General features: G+C 64.8%; 15 protein-coding genes. 10 read left to right on the top strand and 5 right to left on the bottom strand.

Translation table 11 applies throughout. The features are described from left to right. Positions 1-61 precede the first annotated feature (61 nt). Together H8S34_RS01505 and H8S34_RS01500 are read left to right on the top strand one after the other, a co-directional pair. Positions 62-1,027 carry an ABC transporter permease gene (locus H8S34_RS01505; protein WP_186962851.1) on the top strand — a complete coding sequence of 322 codons (966 nt, stop codon included), beginning with the start codon at positions 62-64 and terminating at the stop codon, positions 1,025-1,027. Continuing rightward, the gene (locus H8S34_RS01500; protein WP_186962850.1) at positions 1,024-2,025 is read left to right on the top strand and encodes an ABC transporter permease; all 1,002 of its coding nucleotides are present in this window, start codon (positions 1,024-1,026) and stop codon (positions 2,023-2,025) included. Before H8S34_RS01505 ends, H8S34_RS01500 begins: the two co-directional genes overlap by 4 nt. Positions 2,026-2,072: 47 nt before the next feature. Here the strand turns inward: H8S34_RS01500 and H8S34_RS01495 are convergent, their stop codons facing one another. The 3 genes from H8S34_RS01495 to H8S34_RS01485 all read right to left on the bottom strand — a co-directional run bounded on the left by H8S34_RS01495 (position 2,073) and on the right by H8S34_RS01485 (position 4,141). Further along, positions 2,073-3,446 (bottom strand): permease prefix domain 1-containing protein, encoded by a 1,374-nt coding sequence (locus H8S34_RS01495; RefSeq protein ID WP_186962849.1) that lies wholly within the window; start codon positions 3,444-3,446, stop codon positions 2,073-2,075. After that, positions 3,436-3,777, bottom strand: coding sequence for a PadR family transcriptional regulator (locus H8S34_RS01490; protein WP_186962848.1), 342 nt, complete (start codon positions 3,775-3,777; stop codon positions 3,436-3,438). Before H8S34_RS01490 ends, H8S34_RS01495 begins: the two co-directional genes overlap by 11 nt. Positions 3,778-3,964: 187 nt before the next feature. Next, positions 3,965-4,141, bottom strand: a complete 177-nt coding sequence (locus H8S34_RS01485) for a hypothetical protein (RefSeq protein WP_180956924.1) — start codon at positions 4,139-4,141, stop codon at positions 3,965-3,967. Between the two features lie 271 nt (positions 4,142-4,412). Between H8S34_RS01485 and H8S34_RS01480 the strand changes: the two genes are divergently transcribed. The 8 genes from H8S34_RS01480 to H8S34_RS01445 are packed head-to-tail and all read left to right on the top strand — an operon-like array spanning position 4,413 to position 12,293. After that, positions 4,413-5,690 (top strand): dihydroorotase, encoded by a 1,278-nt coding sequence (locus H8S34_RS01480; protein WP_101693596.1) that lies wholly within the window; start codon positions 4,413-4,415, stop codon positions 5,688-5,690. 55 nt (positions 5,691-5,745) lie between these two features. After that, on the top strand, positions 5,746-6,672 hold the full coding sequence (pyrF, locus tag H8S34_RS01475) for an orotidine-5'-phosphate decarboxylase (RefSeq protein WP_186962847.1): 927 nt from the start codon (positions 5,746-5,748) through the stop codon (positions 6,670-6,672). A gap of 42 nt (positions 6,673-6,714) precedes the next feature. Continuing rightward, positions 6,715-6,972, top strand: a complete 258-nt coding sequence (locus H8S34_RS01470; RefSeq protein ID WP_186962846.1) for a PF20097 family protein — start codon at positions 6,715-6,717, stop codon at positions 6,970-6,972. A gap of 33 nt (positions 6,973-7,005) precedes the next feature. Next, positions 7,006-7,785, top strand: a complete 780-nt coding sequence (locus tag H8S34_RS01465; protein ID WP_186962845.1) for a dihydroorotate dehydrogenase electron transfer subunit — start codon at positions 7,006-7,008, stop codon at positions 7,783-7,785. Further along, positions 7,778-8,698 carry a dihydroorotate dehydrogenase gene (locus H8S34_RS01460; protein ID WP_186962844.1) on the top strand — a complete coding sequence of 307 codons (921 nt, stop codon included), beginning with the start codon at positions 7,778-7,780 and terminating at the stop codon, positions 8,696-8,698. The genes H8S34_RS01465 and H8S34_RS01460 overlap by 8 nt, the downstream gene beginning before the upstream one ends. Before the next feature lie 23 nt (positions 8,699-8,721). Further along, positions 8,722-9,060, top strand: a complete 339-nt coding sequence (locus tag H8S34_RS01455) for a DUF6054 family protein (RefSeq protein WP_186962843.1) — start codon at positions 8,722-8,724, stop codon at positions 9,058-9,060. Positions 9,061-9,093: 33 nt separating this feature from the next. Continuing rightward, entirely contained in the window at positions 9,094-10,269 is a 1,176-nt protein-coding gene (locus tag H8S34_RS01450) for a bifunctional histidine phosphatase family protein/GNAT family N-acetyltransferase (protein ID WP_186962842.1), read from the top strand. 32 nt (positions 10,270-10,301) lie between these two features. Beyond that, complete coding sequence (locus tag H8S34_RS01445; protein WP_186962841.1) at positions 10,302-12,293, top strand: YgiQ family radical SAM protein; 1,992 nt, start codon at positions 10,302-10,304, stop codon at positions 12,291-12,293. A gap of 294 nt (positions 12,294-12,587) precedes the next feature. Here the strand turns inward: H8S34_RS01445 and recQ are convergent, their stop codons facing one another. Both recQ and H8S34_RS01435 read right to left on the bottom strand, forming a co-directional pair. Further along, positions 12,588-14,414: a DNA helicase RecQ gene (gene recQ / locus H8S34_RS01440; RefSeq protein ID WP_186962840.1), complete on the bottom strand. Its 1,827-nt coding sequence runs from the start codon at positions 14,412-14,414 to the stop codon at positions 12,588-12,590. A 210-nt stretch (positions 14,415-14,624) separates the two neighbouring features. Beyond that, positions 14,625-15,200 (bottom strand): hypothetical protein, encoded by a 576-nt coding sequence (locus tag H8S34_RS01435; RefSeq protein WP_186962839.1) that lies wholly within the window; start codon positions 15,198-15,200, stop codon positions 14,625-14,627. Between the last annotated feature and the right edge of the window lie 2 nt (positions 15,201-15,202).

The raw sequence follows: 15,202 nt of genomic DNA, 5'->3' as shown, positions 1-15,202 counted from the left end.
TAAGAGCCTGCGGGCTCTATGCTCCCCCACCGGGGAGCCGGAAGTGTAGGAGGAAACAATCGTGCTACATTATATCCGCAAGCGGCTTTTGACGGTGATCCCGGTCTTTTTTGGGATCACACTGTGTGTCTTTCTCTTTCTCCATCTGGGGCCGGGGACCATCGCCGACCTGATGGGGGACGGAAGTTCCTTCAACGACACGGACCGGGCGGCGCTGGAGGCCCAGCTGGGCCTGGACCAGCCCTTCCTGGTGCGCTATGGCCACTGGCTGGGGGACCTGCTCCAGGGAGATCTGGGCAGTTCCTACCAGACCGGCCGTCCGGTGGCTGAGACCATCGAACAGCGGGTGATCCCCTCCCTGATCCTGACGGGGACGGGCGTAGTCCTGGCGGTGGCTCTGGCCATCCCCCTGGGGGTGGCGGCGGCCTGGAAGCCGGGCTCCTTCTGGGACAAGCTGGCCTCCGGGTGCGCCATGGTGAGCTTTGGAGTGCCCGGGTTCCTGCTCAGCCTGATGGCGGTCTATGTGTTCTCCATCACGCTGGGCTGGCTCCCCTCGGCCCGGATGTACACCACCGGGAGCACGGGCACCCTGCCCGACCTGCTGCGGCATCTGATCCTGCCCGCGGCGGTCATCTGCGTGAGCAATATGGGAGAGCTGGTGAAGCAGACCCGCTCGGCCTGCCTGGAGACCCTGGGGGAGGACTATATCCGCACCGCCTGGGCCAAGGGGCTGCGGGGGCGGGTGGTCATGGTGCGCCATATGTTCCGCGGCTCTCTCATCCCCATCGTGACCACCGTACTCAGCCACATCCCCCACATCATCGGCGGCTCGGTGGTGGTGGAGCGGGTCTTCGGCTGGCCGGGGATGGGAAGTCTCATGTTCTCGGCCATCAATAACCGGGATTTTACCATCGTCATGGGCGTGACGGTGGTCATCGCCCTGACCGTGCTGTGCACCAATCTGCTGCTGGACCTGGTCTACGGACTGGTAGACCCCAGGGTCCGGTATGGGAGGTGCGGCGGATGAGGCGGGGAGGAATGGCCGGCGTCTGGAGCCGGTTTTGCCAGGACCGCCGGGCGGTGGCCGGGTTGTGCATCCTGGTGGCTGAGATCCTGTGCGTGCTCCTTCTGCCCCCCCTGATGGGGCTGGAGCCCAATGTGACCGACCGCTCCGCAGGCTTCTGGGCGGCCCCCTCCGCGGCTCACTGGCTGGGCACGGACGATGTGGGCCGGGATCTGTTTGCCCGGCTGGTCTGCGGCGGGCGGATCTCCCTGCTGGTGGGCTTTGCCGCCGCCGGGATCAGCGTGGCGGTGGGCGTCCCCCTGGGGCTGCTGGCCGGATACCGCCGGGGCACGTGGGAATTCTGGATCATGCGCTGTGCCGACGTGGTCCAGAGCTTTCCCAGCATCGTGCTGGTGCTCTGCCTGGTGGCCATGGTGGGCGCGTCGGTGTGGAACATCATTCTGGTGATCGGACTGCTGGGGTGGACCTCCATCGCCCGGCTGGTCTACGGCAACACCCTCTCCATCCGGGAGAAGGAGTATATCCTGGCGGTCCGGGCGCTGGGCGGGAGCACCGCCACCATCCTGCGGCGGAACGTCCTGCCCAACGCGGTGGCCCCGGTGTGGGCCGCGCTGGCCCTGCGGGTGGGGCGTGCCATCCTGTCCGAGTCCAGCCTGAGTTTTCTGGGCGTGGGCATCCGGACCCCCCAGGCCTCCTGGGGCAATATGATCCAGTATGCCACCAATCCCGTGGTCTTCGCGGGAAAGCCCTGGGTGTGGATCCCGCCCAGCATCTGCATCGTGGTGACGGTGTTCTGCCTCCAGTTTATCGGGGACGGCCTGCGGGACGCCATGGACCCCAAGTGGGTCCGCACCGCGGGGGTGGCCGAGTCCCGCGGCGTGTGCCACGAGACGCCCGAGGAGCTGACCCAGGTGGAGCACTGCGCCGTGGAGACGGAGGAGCCCGACGGCCGGGTCTGTGCCTTTGGCCGCAAGCGGATGAAAACCCATCATTTGACCTGAGAGAAAAGCAGCGGTCCCGCTTCCTGTTTGGGAGGCGGGACCGCTTTTTAGTTTGCCCGGTATTCGATGTGGAGCCGTCCCCCGGGCAGGGGGATGGAGGCGGCATGGGAGCGGGGGGTGAGCCGGGTTGGGAAGGGTCCCTCCCGGGCCAGGGTGTCCATCCGGAACACCGACAGGAGCACCCCTGCCAGGAGGAAGGAGGGGATCTGTCCGGCGGGCGCGTAGGAGACAAAGGGGAGGGGGAGGGCGTTGGACAGCGGGCTGCACCCCAGGTTGCCCAGCCAGTAGAGGATGCCCTGGAAGAACAGGGGCCACAGGGCCGCCCAGGCCAGCAGGCGGCCGGAGGCACTTTGCAGGGCCAGAATGCGGCGGGCGCAGAGAAAGAAAAAGAGCAGGATGCACAGCAGAGCCGCCCAGAACACCACGCTCCCCATCCGGGAGGCCAGATTGGCCAGCATCAGGCTTATATCGTGGTAGAGGGCGGTGACCCGGTAGCCGGTATCCGTCCCCTGGAAGAGGGAGAGGCTGTCCCGCAGGGAGCGGAGGGTGGCGTACAGATAGCCCGCCCCGTCCCGGTCCGGATGCAGGAAGGTCTGGAAGCGCTGGGAAAAGAGGGCAGCGTGCCGGAGGCAGAAGGCCCCGGCCAGGAGGCACGGGGGTACCCAGATTGCCAGCAGGCCGGTCCGGCGCTTCAGAGAGAAAAACCCCTGCCAGACGGCGGCGGTCAGGACCAGAAGCATGGAGGCGTAGAGGATGGCGCAGACCTCCAGCGCGGGAAAGAGGGCGGGGACCAGCGCCCCCAGGAGCATCACCGGATGGCAGAGGAGGAGGGAGGGGAGGCCCCGCCCGGGCCGGGCGCTGAGCCAGGCGGCAAAGAGAAGGGGGACAAAGAGAAAGAGGTAGAGGAGCCACCGCCCGGGTGCGCCGGGGAGAGCGGACCGGGTGAGCGGGGCAGCGAGGCACGCGGCGGCGAAGGCCAGGACCAGCAGCAGGAAGCAGAGGGGGACCCACCGCCGCCCCTTCCGCAGCAGGCGGGGATAGTCACACAGCCAGACCGCCCCCATGCCCAAGAGGCCCAGGGAGATTCCCAGATACTGCTCCGGCCCATTGTAAAAGTGCGAGTTGGTAAATCCGTGCAGCACAAGGCCCACAAACACGATTCCCACCAGAAAGAGGACGATCTCCCAGCGGGTTTGGGGCCGGTGCAGGCGGTCCAGCTCCCGACCCACGGCCACCGGGTCCCCCATCTCTTCCACCGCCCGGGCGGCGGCCTCCTCCGGGGAGAGCCCCTGGTCCAGGAAGTCCCCCTCCTGGTCGGCAATGTGGTCGGAGAGCTCCCGGAGGAGATAGGTGCGGGCCCGGCCCCAGCGGATCTCCCGGCCCACGGAGTGAAGGTAAGTCCGGATCACGTCACGCTCCACACAGGGCACCTCCTTCCAGCACGCCCCGCACCGCGTCGGCGTAGGCATTCCACTCGGATTTCTGCTCCTCCAGGGCGGCGCGGCCCTGGGGGGTGATGCGGTAGTAGCGGCGCACCCGGCTCCCCGGTGCGCCGTCGTCGTAAGAGGTGACCCAGCCCTGCTGCTCCAGGGTGTGGAGCAGGGGATAGAGAGTTCCCGCCTTGAGCGCAAAGACCTGGTTGGAGCGCAGGCGGAGGGCCTCGATCATCTGATAGCCATACATGTCCTGTCCGGCCAGAAGGGCCAGCAGCAGCATACCCAGCCCGCCTGGACCATGCTTTTCCCGGGGCATATGCATTCCTCCCTGATAGATAGATTATCTATATAAGATTATAGATAGATCATCTATCTATGTCAAGAGGGCGGTGAGGCTGATCTGGAGGAACGGGCCGAAACAGAAAACTGGGACCGCTCGCATCCGAGCGGTCCCAGTGGCGCAGAGACAGGAGAACGGGATGGGAAACACAGTGTACGGTCCCTTAAAATCCCATGTTGCTGGACAGGTCGTCGGCCAGATTTCCCATGTTGCGCATAGCCTTGCGGGCGGTGCGCTTGAGGTCTTTTTTCTTGGGAGCCATGGCCATGCTCAGTGCGGCGCCGGCCACCATGCCCAGGCCCATCAGGCCCATACCGCCGAGAACGGGATGATGATTCATATGGTTTACCTCCTTACTTGAGTCTGCTGTTATTCTTCCCGAAAACCAGCAAAAATGCGTTGCTAAATCCTGAAAGTCACGGTATAATAAAAATGGATTTCCGGGCGATGGTGCGCCCGGAGGACCTTCATTCAGACAGGAACCGGATGCGGCCCCCAGGGGCGGTCCGGAGCAAGGGGCGGGGGAGGAACCTGGTCCCTTTTTCTATGTTCAAACGACCAGATTAATATGGTATCAAACGGGATACTGATCATGAGAAAGGAGTGATGGCGTGAAGCTGTTGATTCAACAGGGACGCCTGGTGGACCCGGTGAGCGGGATCGGCGGCGTCATGGACGTCCTGGTCGAGGACGGGAAGATCGCGGTTCTGGGCAGCGACATCCGTGATCCGGAGGCCGAGGTGCTGGACGCCCGCGGATTGACCATCTGTGCCGGCCTGGTGGATATGCACGTCCACCTGCGGGACCCGGGACAGGAGTATAAGGAGACCATCGAGACCGGCACCCGGGCGGCCGCCCGGGGAGGCTTTACCTCGGTGGCCTGTATGCCCAATACCCGTCCGGCCATTGACTGCGCGGAGCAGATTTCCTATGTCAAGCGCAAGGCGGAGGAGGCCTGCGGGGTCAACGTCTGGCCCATCGGCGCGGTGAGCCAGGGGGAGAAGGGCGAGGCCCTCACCGATTTTGAGGAGCTCAAGCAGGCGGGCGCGGTGGCCCTCTCGGACGACGGGATGCCGGTGCAGAACGCCAATCTCATGCGGGACGCCCTCATCCTGGCCCACCGGCAGGACCTGACCGTCCTCTCCCACTGCGAGGACGCCGACATGGTGAAAAACTATGCCGTCAACGAGGGACGGGTCTCCCGGCAGCTGCGTCTGCCCGGCCGTCCCGCCATCGCGGAGGAGATCATGGTGGCCCGGGACGCCATGCTGGCGGAGGAGACCGGCGCGGCCGTCCACATCTGCCACATCAGCACGGCCAAGGCGGTGGCCATCGTGCGCCGCTACAAGAAGAAGGGGGTCCACATCACCTGTGAGACCTGCCCCCAGTATTTCTCTCTCACCGAGGACGAGGTGCTGGAGCAGGGAGCCATGGCCCGGGTGAATCCCCCTCTGCGCACCCGCGCCGATGTGGAGGCCATCATTGAGGGCCTCAAGGACGGCACCATCGACGCCATCGCCACTGACCACGCCCCCCACTCCGCCGAGGAGAAGGCCCGCCTTCTGGAGGAGGCCCCCAGCGGCATGGTGGGCCTGGAGACCGCTCTGGGCGTGACCCTGACCTACCTCTACCACACCAAGCACATGCCCCTGTCCGATATCCTGCGGAAGATGACCCTGAACCCGGCCTGCATCCTGCGGATCAACAAGGGCCGTCTCGCCATCGGCGGGGACGCCGACATGGTGATCTTCGATCCCGATGAGGAGTGGACGGTGGACCCGGAGCAGTTTGCCTCCAAGGGCCGCAACACGCCCTTCGGCGGCCACAAGCTCAAGGGCAAGGTAAAGTATACCATCGTGGGCGGAAAGATCGTCTACCAGGACGCGTAAGCCCGGCAGATCCCGCCCCGGAAGAGAGAAAATAGAACAGAAGGAGAACATTCACATGTCTTTTGATGCACTTCAGGAGAAGATCCTTGCGGTAAAGAACCCCACCGTGGCCGGCCTGGACCCCAAGCCCGAGTATGTGCCTGAGCACATCCGCAAGGCCGCCTACGCCGCCCACGGCGAGACCCTGGCCGGCGCCGCCGAGGCCATCTGGCAGTTCAACAAGGGCCTGATCGACGCCCTGTGCGACATCGTCCCCTCGGTCAAGCCCCAGAGCGCCTACTATGAGCGCCTGGGCTGGCGTGGCATGGAGGTCATGGAGCGCACCATCCGCTACGCCAAGGAGAAGGGCATGTACGTCATCGCCGACATCAAGCGGGGCGACATCGGCTCCACCGCGGAGGCCTACAGCGACGGCTGGCTGGGTGCCACTCAGGTGGGCGAGCAGAGCTGCACCGTGTTTGACGCCGACTGCGTGACCCTCAACGGCTACATGGGTGCCGACAGCGTCAATCCCTTCCTGAACACCTGCAAGGAGTATGGAAAGAGCTGCTTCGTGCTGGTCAAGACCTCCAACCCCGGCTCCGGCGAGCTGCAGAACGTCTCCGCCGGGGAGAACGACACGGTCTACGGCCTGATGGCCGACCTCATCGAGAAGTGGGGCGTTGGCACCGAGGGCAAGTACGGCTACACCATGGCCGGTGCGGTGGCGGGCGCCACCCATCCCGAGGAGCTGCGGCAGATCCGTGCCCGGATGCCCCACACCTTCCTGCTGGTGCCCGGCTACGGCGCTCAGGGCGGCACCGCCGAGGATGTGCAGTACGCCTTCCACCAGGGCGGCAAGGGCGCCATCGTCAACTCCTCCCGCGGCATCATCTGCGCCTGGAAGAAGACGGGCCACAACGGCGAGGACTACCAGGAGGCCGCCCGCAACGCCGCGCTTTCTATGCGGGACGACATCTGCCGTTTCATCACCATCGAATAAAGAGGCAAAGAGAGCGCCATTCTGCGGAAGGAGCGTGTGCATATGGACTGTCCCATCTGTCACAGAGCCATGGAGCCCGGGAGCGTGAAGCTCCGGACGCTGGGGGGATTTATGAGCAGCCGGACCACCCTCACATGGTATCCCCGGAAGGCATCCGAGAAGCGCGGACTGGATGCCATCCTGCCCGCCGTGGGGAAGCAGCTGTCCGTCATCAGCGGGATGCAGAGTGAGACCTGTCCCGACGCCTGGTACTGCCCGGCCTGCGGGCACGTGATGGCGCTCTTTTCCGCCGATCCATGAACATAACATAGAAGAGACAAGGGCGTGATACCAATGAAAGTGGAACGCAAGTGTAAGATTGTATCCAAGGAGTGGCTCAACCAGGACGCGGTGTATATGGTCCTGGAGGTGGGCGATATGGTGCGGGAGGGCTTCAAGGCCCCCGGCCAGTTTGTCCATGTAAAGTGCGGGGAGGGACTCCTCCTCCGTCGTCCCATCTCGGTGTGCAGCTGTCAGGAGGGCGACCCCAGCGACCTGCTGACGCTGGTCTTTGAGGTGCGGGGCGAGGGCACCGCGTGGCTCTCTGAGCGCCAGGTGGGAGATACCCTGGATGTGCTGGGCCTGCTGGGCAACGGATTCCAGGTCCGGCCTGAGGGCCGCTACCTGCTGGTGGGCGGCGGCATCGGCATCCCCCCCATGCGGGGCTGCGCCCAGTACACCCAGGGCCGCTCCACCGCCATCCTGGGCGGCCGGTCGGCGGACAAGGTCATCCTGCAAAACTGCTTCCAGGACGAGTGCGCCAAGGTGCTCGTCGCCACCGACGACGGCTCCCTGGGCTACCACGGCTTTGTGGACGCCCTGGTGCGCCAGGAGCTGAGCGAGGACAAAAACTACGACGCGGTGCTGGCCTGCGGCCCCAAGCCCATGCTGCGCAACGTGGCGAAGGTGGCCGAGGAGTTCGGCGTGCCCTGCCAGGTCTCCATGGAGGAGCGGATGGGCTGCGGCGTGGGCGCCTGCCTGGTGTGCGTGTGCGACATGAAGGACGGCACCCGCAAGCACGCCTGCAAGGACGGCCCGGTGTTTGATTCCAAGGAGGTGGACTGGGATGCATAATGTGGATCTGTCGGTCACCCTGGCCGGGATGACCATGAAAAACCCGGTGGTGGTGGCCTCCGGTACCTTCGGCTTCGGCCGGGAGTACGGGGAGTTCTATGACCTCTCGGAACTGGGCGGCATCTGCGCCAAGGGCCTGACCCTCCACCGGCGGGAGGGCAACCCCGGTCCCCGCATCGCCGAGACCCCTATGGGCATCCTCAACTCCGTGGGCCTTCAGAACCCCGGTGTGGACGCCTTTATCGCCACTGAGCTTCCCTTCCTGCGGCAGTATGACGTGAAGGTCATCGCCAACATCTCGGGCAACAGCCCCGAGGAGTACGGCGTGATGTGCGAGAAGCTCTCCGAGGCCGGGGTGGATATGATCGAGGTCAACATCTCCTGCCCCAATGTAAAGGCGGGGGGCCTCGCCTACGGCACCCGGCCCGAGCTGGCCGCTGAGGTCACCGAGGTGGCCAAGGCCCACGCCGGGCAGGTGCCCGTGATGGTGAAGCTCTCCCCCAACGTCACCGACATCACCGAGATCGCCCGGGCGGTGGAGGGCGCGGGGGCGGACGCCCTCTCCCTCATCAACACCCTGCGGGGCATGCGGATCGACGTGAACACCCGCCGCCCCATCCTGAAGATGAACACCGGCGGCATGTCCGGTCCCGCCGTACTCCCCGTTGCGGTGCGCATGGTGTGGGAGGTCTCCAACGCCGTCAAGATCCCCGTGCTGGGCATGGGCGGCGTCTCCAAGGGCGAGGACGCGGCCCAGATGATGCTGGCCGGCGCCACCGCCGTGGCGGTGGGCACCGCCTGCTTTGCCGATCCCTACGCCCCGCTCAAGGTGCGGGACGGCCTGGCTGAGATCGCCGCCAGGCAGGGGCTCTCCGCCGTGTCGGAGCTCACCGGCGGCGTAAAGCCCTGGTAAAACGCGGAGAGGAGGCGCGGAACATGGAGGACCACTACTATGTATCCCTGAGCCTGGAGGAGTGCATCGACCGGGTCCACGCCGCCGTCACCGGCAGCATCACCGGCGAGCTCATCGACCGGTATGAGGTCCCCCATCCCAAGGGCGGGACCTGCGTGGTGCTGGTCTACGAGAAGCACTACTGGCGGGCGGGCAACCGCCTCACCCTCACCGTGGTGCTGGACGACTTTGCCGGAACCGACGTGACGCAGGTCCACTGTGCCGGCGGAGGCGGGGGCGAGGGCCTGTTCCGCTTTGACTGGGGCGCGGCGGGGAGCTTTGAGGACGCCGTCCACCGTGCCCTGGAGGCATACCGGCTCTGAGGCCGGAGAGACTGAGAGAGGGGGAGGAGTCCCATGGCTTGTACACTGTATATCGTCCGCCACGCCGAGGCGGAGGGGAATCTCTACCGCCGCATCCACGGCTGGTATGATTCCCTCATCACCGACAACGGCTACCGCCAGATCGCCGCGCTGGAGGAGCGCTTCCGGGACATTCCGGTGGACGCGGTGTACTCCAGCGATCTCTTCCGCACCAAGACGACCGCCGGGGCCATCTACCGCCCCAAGGGGCTGGCGCTCCAGACCCGGGACGACCTGCGGGAACTCTCCATGGGCGTGTGGGAGGACCATACCTGGGGCGAGGTGGCCCACTTCCAGCCGGAGCACTATCTCCGGTACAGCACCTGTGACCCCGGGTGGAAGAACGAGGGGGGCGAGTCCCGGCAGGAGGGCCGCCGCCGCATCCGCGCCGCCATCCTGGACATTGCCGCCCGGCATCCGGGCGAACAGGTGGCCGTGGTCTGCCACGGGGACATCATCCGCTGTCTCCAGGCCGAGGTGCTGGGGGTGCCGGTGGAAGAGATGCCCTCCCTGGGGCACTGCGACAACACCGGCGTGACCGCCCTGCGGGTGGAGGGGGAGCGGATGGAGCTCCTCTTCCAGAACGACAACTCCCACCTGCCGGAGGAGTGCTCCACCCTGGCCCGCCAGCGGTGGTGGAAGGACGTGCGCAACACCATGGGGGACGCCAACTTCTGGTTCCGTCCCCTCACCGCTGCGGATGAGGCCTTTTACTGCTCCCTCCACCGGGAGACCTGGACCGGGCTGTACGGCGCCGAGTCCGGCTATGACGCGGGAGCCTTCTTCCGGGACGCGCTGGAGTGGGCCGGGCGGGATGCCCGGGCGGTGAGCGTGGCCATGCTGCGGGAGGAGGCGGCCGGGATGGTACAGCTGGACCTCGCTCGGGATGAGGCCCAGGGAGCAGGACACATCCGCTTCCTGGCCCTGGCCCCCCAGCGGCGGGGGAAGGGGCTGGCCCCCCAGCTCCTGGGGCAGGCCGTGTCGATCTACCGGGGCATGGGCCGGGACCGGCTGCGCCTGCTGTGCGCGCCGAAAAATGAGCGGGCCCGGCGGTTCTACGACCGCCACGGCTTCCGTACCATCGCGGCTCAGCCCGGACACCGGGGGAGTCTGGATCAGATGGAAAAATACATCGGCTATCGTCCGGACGCCCGGGGAGGGCTCCTCTGACGGGGCCCATTTTAAGACAAGACGAGGTTTTTATGAATCAGTTTTTACCCGTATCCAAAGAGGAAATGGTGGAGCGCGGCTGGTACTGGTATGACTTTCTGGTCATCACTGGCGACGCCTATGTGGACCACCCCACCTTCGGCCCGGCCATCATCTCCCGGGTGCTGGAGGCGGAGGGCTACCGGGTGGCCGTGCTGGCCCAGCCCGACTGGCACAGTGCCGACGCCTTTGCCGCCATGGGGCGTCCCCGGCTGGGAGTGCTTCTCTCGGCGGGCAACATCGACTCCATGGTGGCCCACTACACCGCCGCCAAGCGCCGTCGGCACGACGACGCCTATTCCCCCGGCAATCAGGCCGGACGCCGTCCCGACCGGGCCACCATCGTCTACTCCAACCGGGTGCGGGAGGCCTTTGGGGACATCCCCCTCATCATCGGCGGCCTGGAGGCGTCTCTGCGCCGGTACGCCCACTACGACTACTGGGAGGACAAGGTGCGCCGCTCCATCCTGGTGGACAGCCAGGCCGACCTTCTGACCTACGGCATGGGTGAGCGGGCCACCCGGGAGATCGCCAGGCGGCTGGCGAAAAAGGAGCCCATCTCCTCCATCACCGATGTGAAGGGCACCTGCTTCCTGGCCCGCAGCGCCGACGCGTGCGCCTATCCCAAGGTGGAGGTGGCCTCCTTTGAGGAGGTGGCCCGGGACAAGCGGGCCTACGCCCTGGCCAACCAGGTGGAGTATGAGGAGCACGACCCCATCCGGGGCCGGGCCATCGTCCAGCGCCACGGGGATGCCTATGTCATCGCCAACCCGCCCGCCATGCCCCTGAACACGGCGGAGCTGGACGCGGTGGCGGAGCTCCCCTATGTGCGGGAGCCCCATCCCATGTACGATGCCATGGGCGGCGTGCCCGCCATCGAGGAGGTGCGCTTCTCGGTGGCCCACAACCGGGGCTGCTTCGGGGCGTGCAACTTCTGCTCCCTGGCCTTCCACCAGGGGCGGATGATCACCTCCCGCAGCCATGAGAGCGTTATCCGGGAGGTGGAGATGCTCACGAAGCATCCGGGCTTCAAGGGCTATATCCACGACGTGGGCGGCCCCACCGCCAACTTCCGCCATCCCTCCTGCGCCAAGCAGCTGGAGCACGGCCTGTGCAAAAAGCGGGCCTGTCTGGCACCCACGCCCTGCCCCAACCTGGACGCCGACCACAGCGACTATTTAAAGCTCCTGCGGGAGCTGCGCGCCATCCCGGGCATCAAGAAGATCTTTATCCGCTCGGGCATCCGCTTTGACTATATGCTGGAGGACAAGAACGGGGAGTTCTTTGCCGAGCTGGTCAAGCACCATGTCTCCGGCCAGCTCAAGGTGGCCCCGGAGCACTGCGTCAACGGCGTGCTGGACTATATGGGCAAGCCCCATATCCAGGTCTATGAGAAGTTCAAGCAGAAGTACGACCGCCTGAACCAGAAGTACGGCAAGGAGCAGTATGTGGTGCCCTACCTCATGTCCTCCCATCCGGGCTGTACCCTCCAGGACGCGGTGAAGTTGGCCGAGTGGCTCAACAAGACCGGACGCCAGCCCGAGCAGGTCCAGGATTTCTATCCCACGCCGGGCACCCTGTCCACCTGCATGTACTATACCGGCATCGATCCCCGCACCATGGAGCCGGTCTATGTTCCCACCGATCCCCACGACAAGGCCATGCAGCGGGCGCTCATGCAGTGGAAGCGCCCGGACAAGCGCCCCCTGGTACTGGAGGCCCTGCGGAAGGCGGGCCGGGGGGATCTCATCGGCTACGGGAAGGAGTGCCTGCTCCGTCCCGTCCACGGAGCGCCTGCCGGCGGACCGGCAGAGAGCCGGAAGAGCGCCGGGAAGGGCCGCACCGGGGAGAAGAGCCGGGGCGGCAAGCCCAAGCTCAAGCAGGCGGGCCTCCGGGTGGAGCACAACGAGTCCCACGCCAAGCGAAAGGCCGGCTGGGCCAAGCCCAAGAGCAAGAAGAACGCCAAGCCCGGAAAGGGCCGTTAAGCGCGTGTCAATGGAAAGGCCGCAGATAAAGTGTATTTCTGCGATTGGTGCTGCAAGAGCCTCGCAGAGTTCCGCCGTCCGCAGACGGCGGAAGAGGGTCGGATCGTGTTTTCCGGCGGCATGTACGTCGGAAAACACTCTGCTCAGGCCACAAGTGTGCGAGCGGAAGCGAGTGCGCACAGCGGCCTGCATCCCCTCGAAAAAATGCTTGCATTTTTGAGAAGCGTGTCGAAGTTTTTCGACACGCGGAAGGCCGCCGCGAAACCATTTCGGTTTCGCGGCGGCCTCTTTGCATCAGGTGTGGTTTCCCTGGATGACGGCCAGGAACTGCTTGCCGTACTGGGCCAGCTTGTGGCTGCCCACGCCGGGGACCCGCTCCATCTCGGAGAGGGTGGCGGGCTTGCGGGCCGCCATCTCCCGCAGGGTGCGGTCGGTGAAGATGACGTAGGCGGGCAGACTCTTTTTCCGGGCCAGCTCTCCCCGCAGGGCCCGCAGGTTCTGGAAGAGGGTCTCGTCCACCGGTCCTCCGGGGAGGGGCTGGGGCCGCTCCCGGCGGGCGGGATGGGACTGCCCGGCCTTCATGCGCATGGTGACCTGTGCACTTCCGGCGGAGAGCTCCCGGGCCCGGGGACCCTGGGAGAGAACAGGGTAGTCCCCGTCGCTGAGGGCCAGATACCCCTGGTCCACCAGGTGGCGGATCTGGGCCTTGACCTGCTCCACCTTCCGGTGGGACAGGAGCCCGAAGGAGCGCCGCCGGTCCAAATCCCACCGGAGGGTGCGCTCGTTCTCCCGGCCGCAGAGGAGGTCTGCGATGGTGGTCACGCCGAAGCGCCCGCCGCACTCATCCACGGCGGAGAGGATGGCCCGGGCCTCCTTGGTGATGTCCACATCCTCCCACCCATCGGTGCAGTTGGAGCAGTGGCCGCAGGAGGGGGACGGGGGCTCCTCCCCAAAGTAGCGGAGGATGAAATGGCGCAGGCAGTCGTTGGTGGTGGCGTAGAAGGTCATGGTCTTGAGCCGGTCCATCTGCCGCTGGCGCAGGGCGGAGAGGGCCTCCTCCTCCACCCCCTCGGGGGCCTGGGACTGGTCGATGAGGTAGCGGTTCGTGATTACGTCCCGCCCGCTGTACAGGAGGATGCAGTCGGCGGGACTGCCGTCCCGTCCGGCCCGGCCCGCCTCCTGGTAGTACCCTTCCAGATCCAGGGGCATGTTGTAGTGGACCACATAGCGGACGTTGGATTTGTCGATGCCCATGCCGAAGGCGTTGGTGGCCACCATGACGGGGCACTCGTCGGTGGCAAAGGCGTCCTGGTTGGCCTGCCGTTCCTCGGGGCTCAGTCCGGCGTGATAGCGGGTGGCGGCCACGCCGTGGGCCTGGAGAAAGGCGCAGACCTCCTCCACCGCCTTGCGGGTGGAGCAGTAGACCACGCCGCTCTCATTCTGCCGCCGCAGGAGGATGGAGAGAAGCTCGTCCTTCCGGTTCTGGGGATGGCGCACCTCGAAATAGAGGTTTTTCCGGTCAAAGCCGGTGGTAGTGGTCACCGGGTCCTGGAGGGAGAGCTTTTGCAGGATGTCCTCCCGCACCTCGGGGGTGGCGGTGGCGGTAAAGGCCCCCAGGGCGGGGCGCCTGGGCAGGGAATCCAGAAAGGCGGGGATCTTCAGATAGCTGGGGCGGAAGTCGGTGCCCCACTGGGAGACACAGTGGGCCTCGTCCACCGCCACCATGGAGATCTGGGCCTGCTGGGCGAAGCGGAGAAAGCCGGGGCTCTCCAGACGCTCGGGGGCCACATAGATGATCTTATAGCGGCCCTGCCAGGCCCGCTCCAGGGCCAGGGCATACTGCCGCTCGGTGAGGGAGCGGTTGAGATAGGCCGCCGGGATGCCGGCCTGCACCAGGCTCCCCACCTGGTCCTTCATCAGGGAGATGAGGGGGGAGATCACCAGCGCCACTCCCGGGAGCATGATGGCCGGGAGCTGGAAGCACAGGGATTTGCCCGCGCCGGTTGGCATGATGGAGAGCACGTCCCGCCCCTCCAGCAGGGCGTCCACCGCCCGCTCCTGGCCGGGAAGAAAGCCGCGGTATCCAAAATAGGCCTGGAGCATCTCCAGTTTATAGGACATGGGGGACCCCTCCTGTCTGCACTCGAACAATCGTTGCTATTGTAGCACAGATCGCGCCCCGAGACAACGGGGGAGGAAATTGCAAATGCCCTTTTACCATTTAGATTGATTTCGATGAAATGGGAATTCTATGTTCCAAATCGGAAGCGGTACAGATCAAAACCTCCACGAGATTTTCAATGCCTCGTGGAGGTTCTCTTCACATGGTCCTCAGAAAGTAATATTCACAACTTCGGTATCCACAATGGTTTCCCAGTTCTCGAAGTCGAACACATGGAACGACAATTCCACATCATTGATTGCCGTGATGTCGTTTTCACTCAGATCGGATTCCATAAATGTGATGGTATCCACCGCTTTCTTTCCTGCAACCACATTGCAGGAGAACATAGCATTCACCATAAAACCGTTGATGGATACGTCCCTGGTCTGCACCGTGATATCCTTGTCGCTGTTGTTTTCCATATAAACTACGATGCTTGGGCCAAAGATGGATTCATCCTCTGCAAGGCCCTTGATGACAATTTTTACACCATTTCCATCATAGGCTAAACTGCCGCTGTCGTCAAAAGTGTATTCATAAGTATCCGCGATGGAAGTTTTAAGCTGGATTGCATCGGTATCGAGGTAGGTCTCCCATTCGGCCGTATCAAAGATGTGGAATGCAATCTCCATATCAGCGATTGCATCAATACCGCAGGCTTCAAAACTTGATGCCGCAAAAATGAAACTGTCGTTGGCTTTTTTGCCATTCACAACATCCACAGACATCATTGTTTCTGCCATGT

Origin of the sequence: Pseudoflavonifractor hominis, from assembly GCF_014288125.1 — a bacterium.
Lineage (GTDB): Bacteria > Bacillota > Clostridia > Oscillospirales > Oscillospiraceae > Pseudoflavonifractor_A > Pseudoflavonifractor_A gallinarum.
Note: the sequence above shows the minus strand (reverse complement) of the source record. Positions and strands in the feature narration are given on the sequence as shown.

Bases quoted from the DNA above. Each gene is read 5' to 3' on its own strand.
- H8S34_RS01500 (WP_186962850.1), top strand. From the start codon at position 1,024: ATGAGGCGGGGAGGAATGGCCGGCGTCTGGAGCCGGTTTTGCCAGGAC.
- H8S34_RS01490 (WP_186962848.1), bottom strand. From the start codon at position 3,777: ATGCCCCGGGAAAAGCATGGTCCAGGCGGGCTGGGTATGCTGCTGCTG.
- H8S34_RS01485 (WP_180956924.1), bottom strand. From the start codon at position 4,141: ATGAATCATCATCCCGTTCTCGGCGGTATGGGCCTGATGGGCCTGGGC.
- pyrF (WP_186962847.1), top strand. From the start codon at position 5,746: ATGTCTTTTGATGCACTTCAGGAGAAGATCCTTGCGGTAAAGAACCCC.
- H8S34_RS01470 (WP_186962846.1), top strand. From the start codon at position 6,715: ATGGACTGTCCCATCTGTCACAGAGCCATGGAGCCCGGGAGCGTGAAG.
- H8S34_RS01465 (WP_186962845.1), top strand. From the start codon at position 7,006: ATGAAAGTGGAACGCAAGTGTAAGATTGTATCCAAGGAGTGGCTCAAC.
- H8S34_RS01460 (WP_186962844.1), top strand. From the start codon at position 7,778: ATGCATAATGTGGATCTGTCGGTCACCCTGGCCGGGATGACCATGAAA.
- H8S34_RS01455 (WP_186962843.1), top strand. From the start codon at position 8,722: ATGGAGGACCACTACTATGTATCCCTGAGCCTGGAGGAGTGCATCGAC.
- H8S34_RS01450 (WP_186962842.1), top strand. From the start codon at position 9,094: ATGGCTTGTACACTGTATATCGTCCGCCACGCCGAGGCGGAGGGGAAT.
- H8S34_RS01445 (WP_186962841.1), top strand. From the start codon at position 10,302: ATGAATCAGTTTTTACCCGTATCCAAAGAGGAAATGGTGGAGCGCGGC.
- recQ (WP_186962840.1), bottom strand. From the start codon at position 14,414: ATGTCCTATAAACTGGAGATGCTCCAGGCCTATTTTGGATACCGCGGC.
- H8S34_RS01435 (WP_186962839.1), bottom strand. From the start codon at position 15,200: ATGGCAGAAACAATGATGTCTGTGGATGTTGTGAATGGCAAAAAAGCC.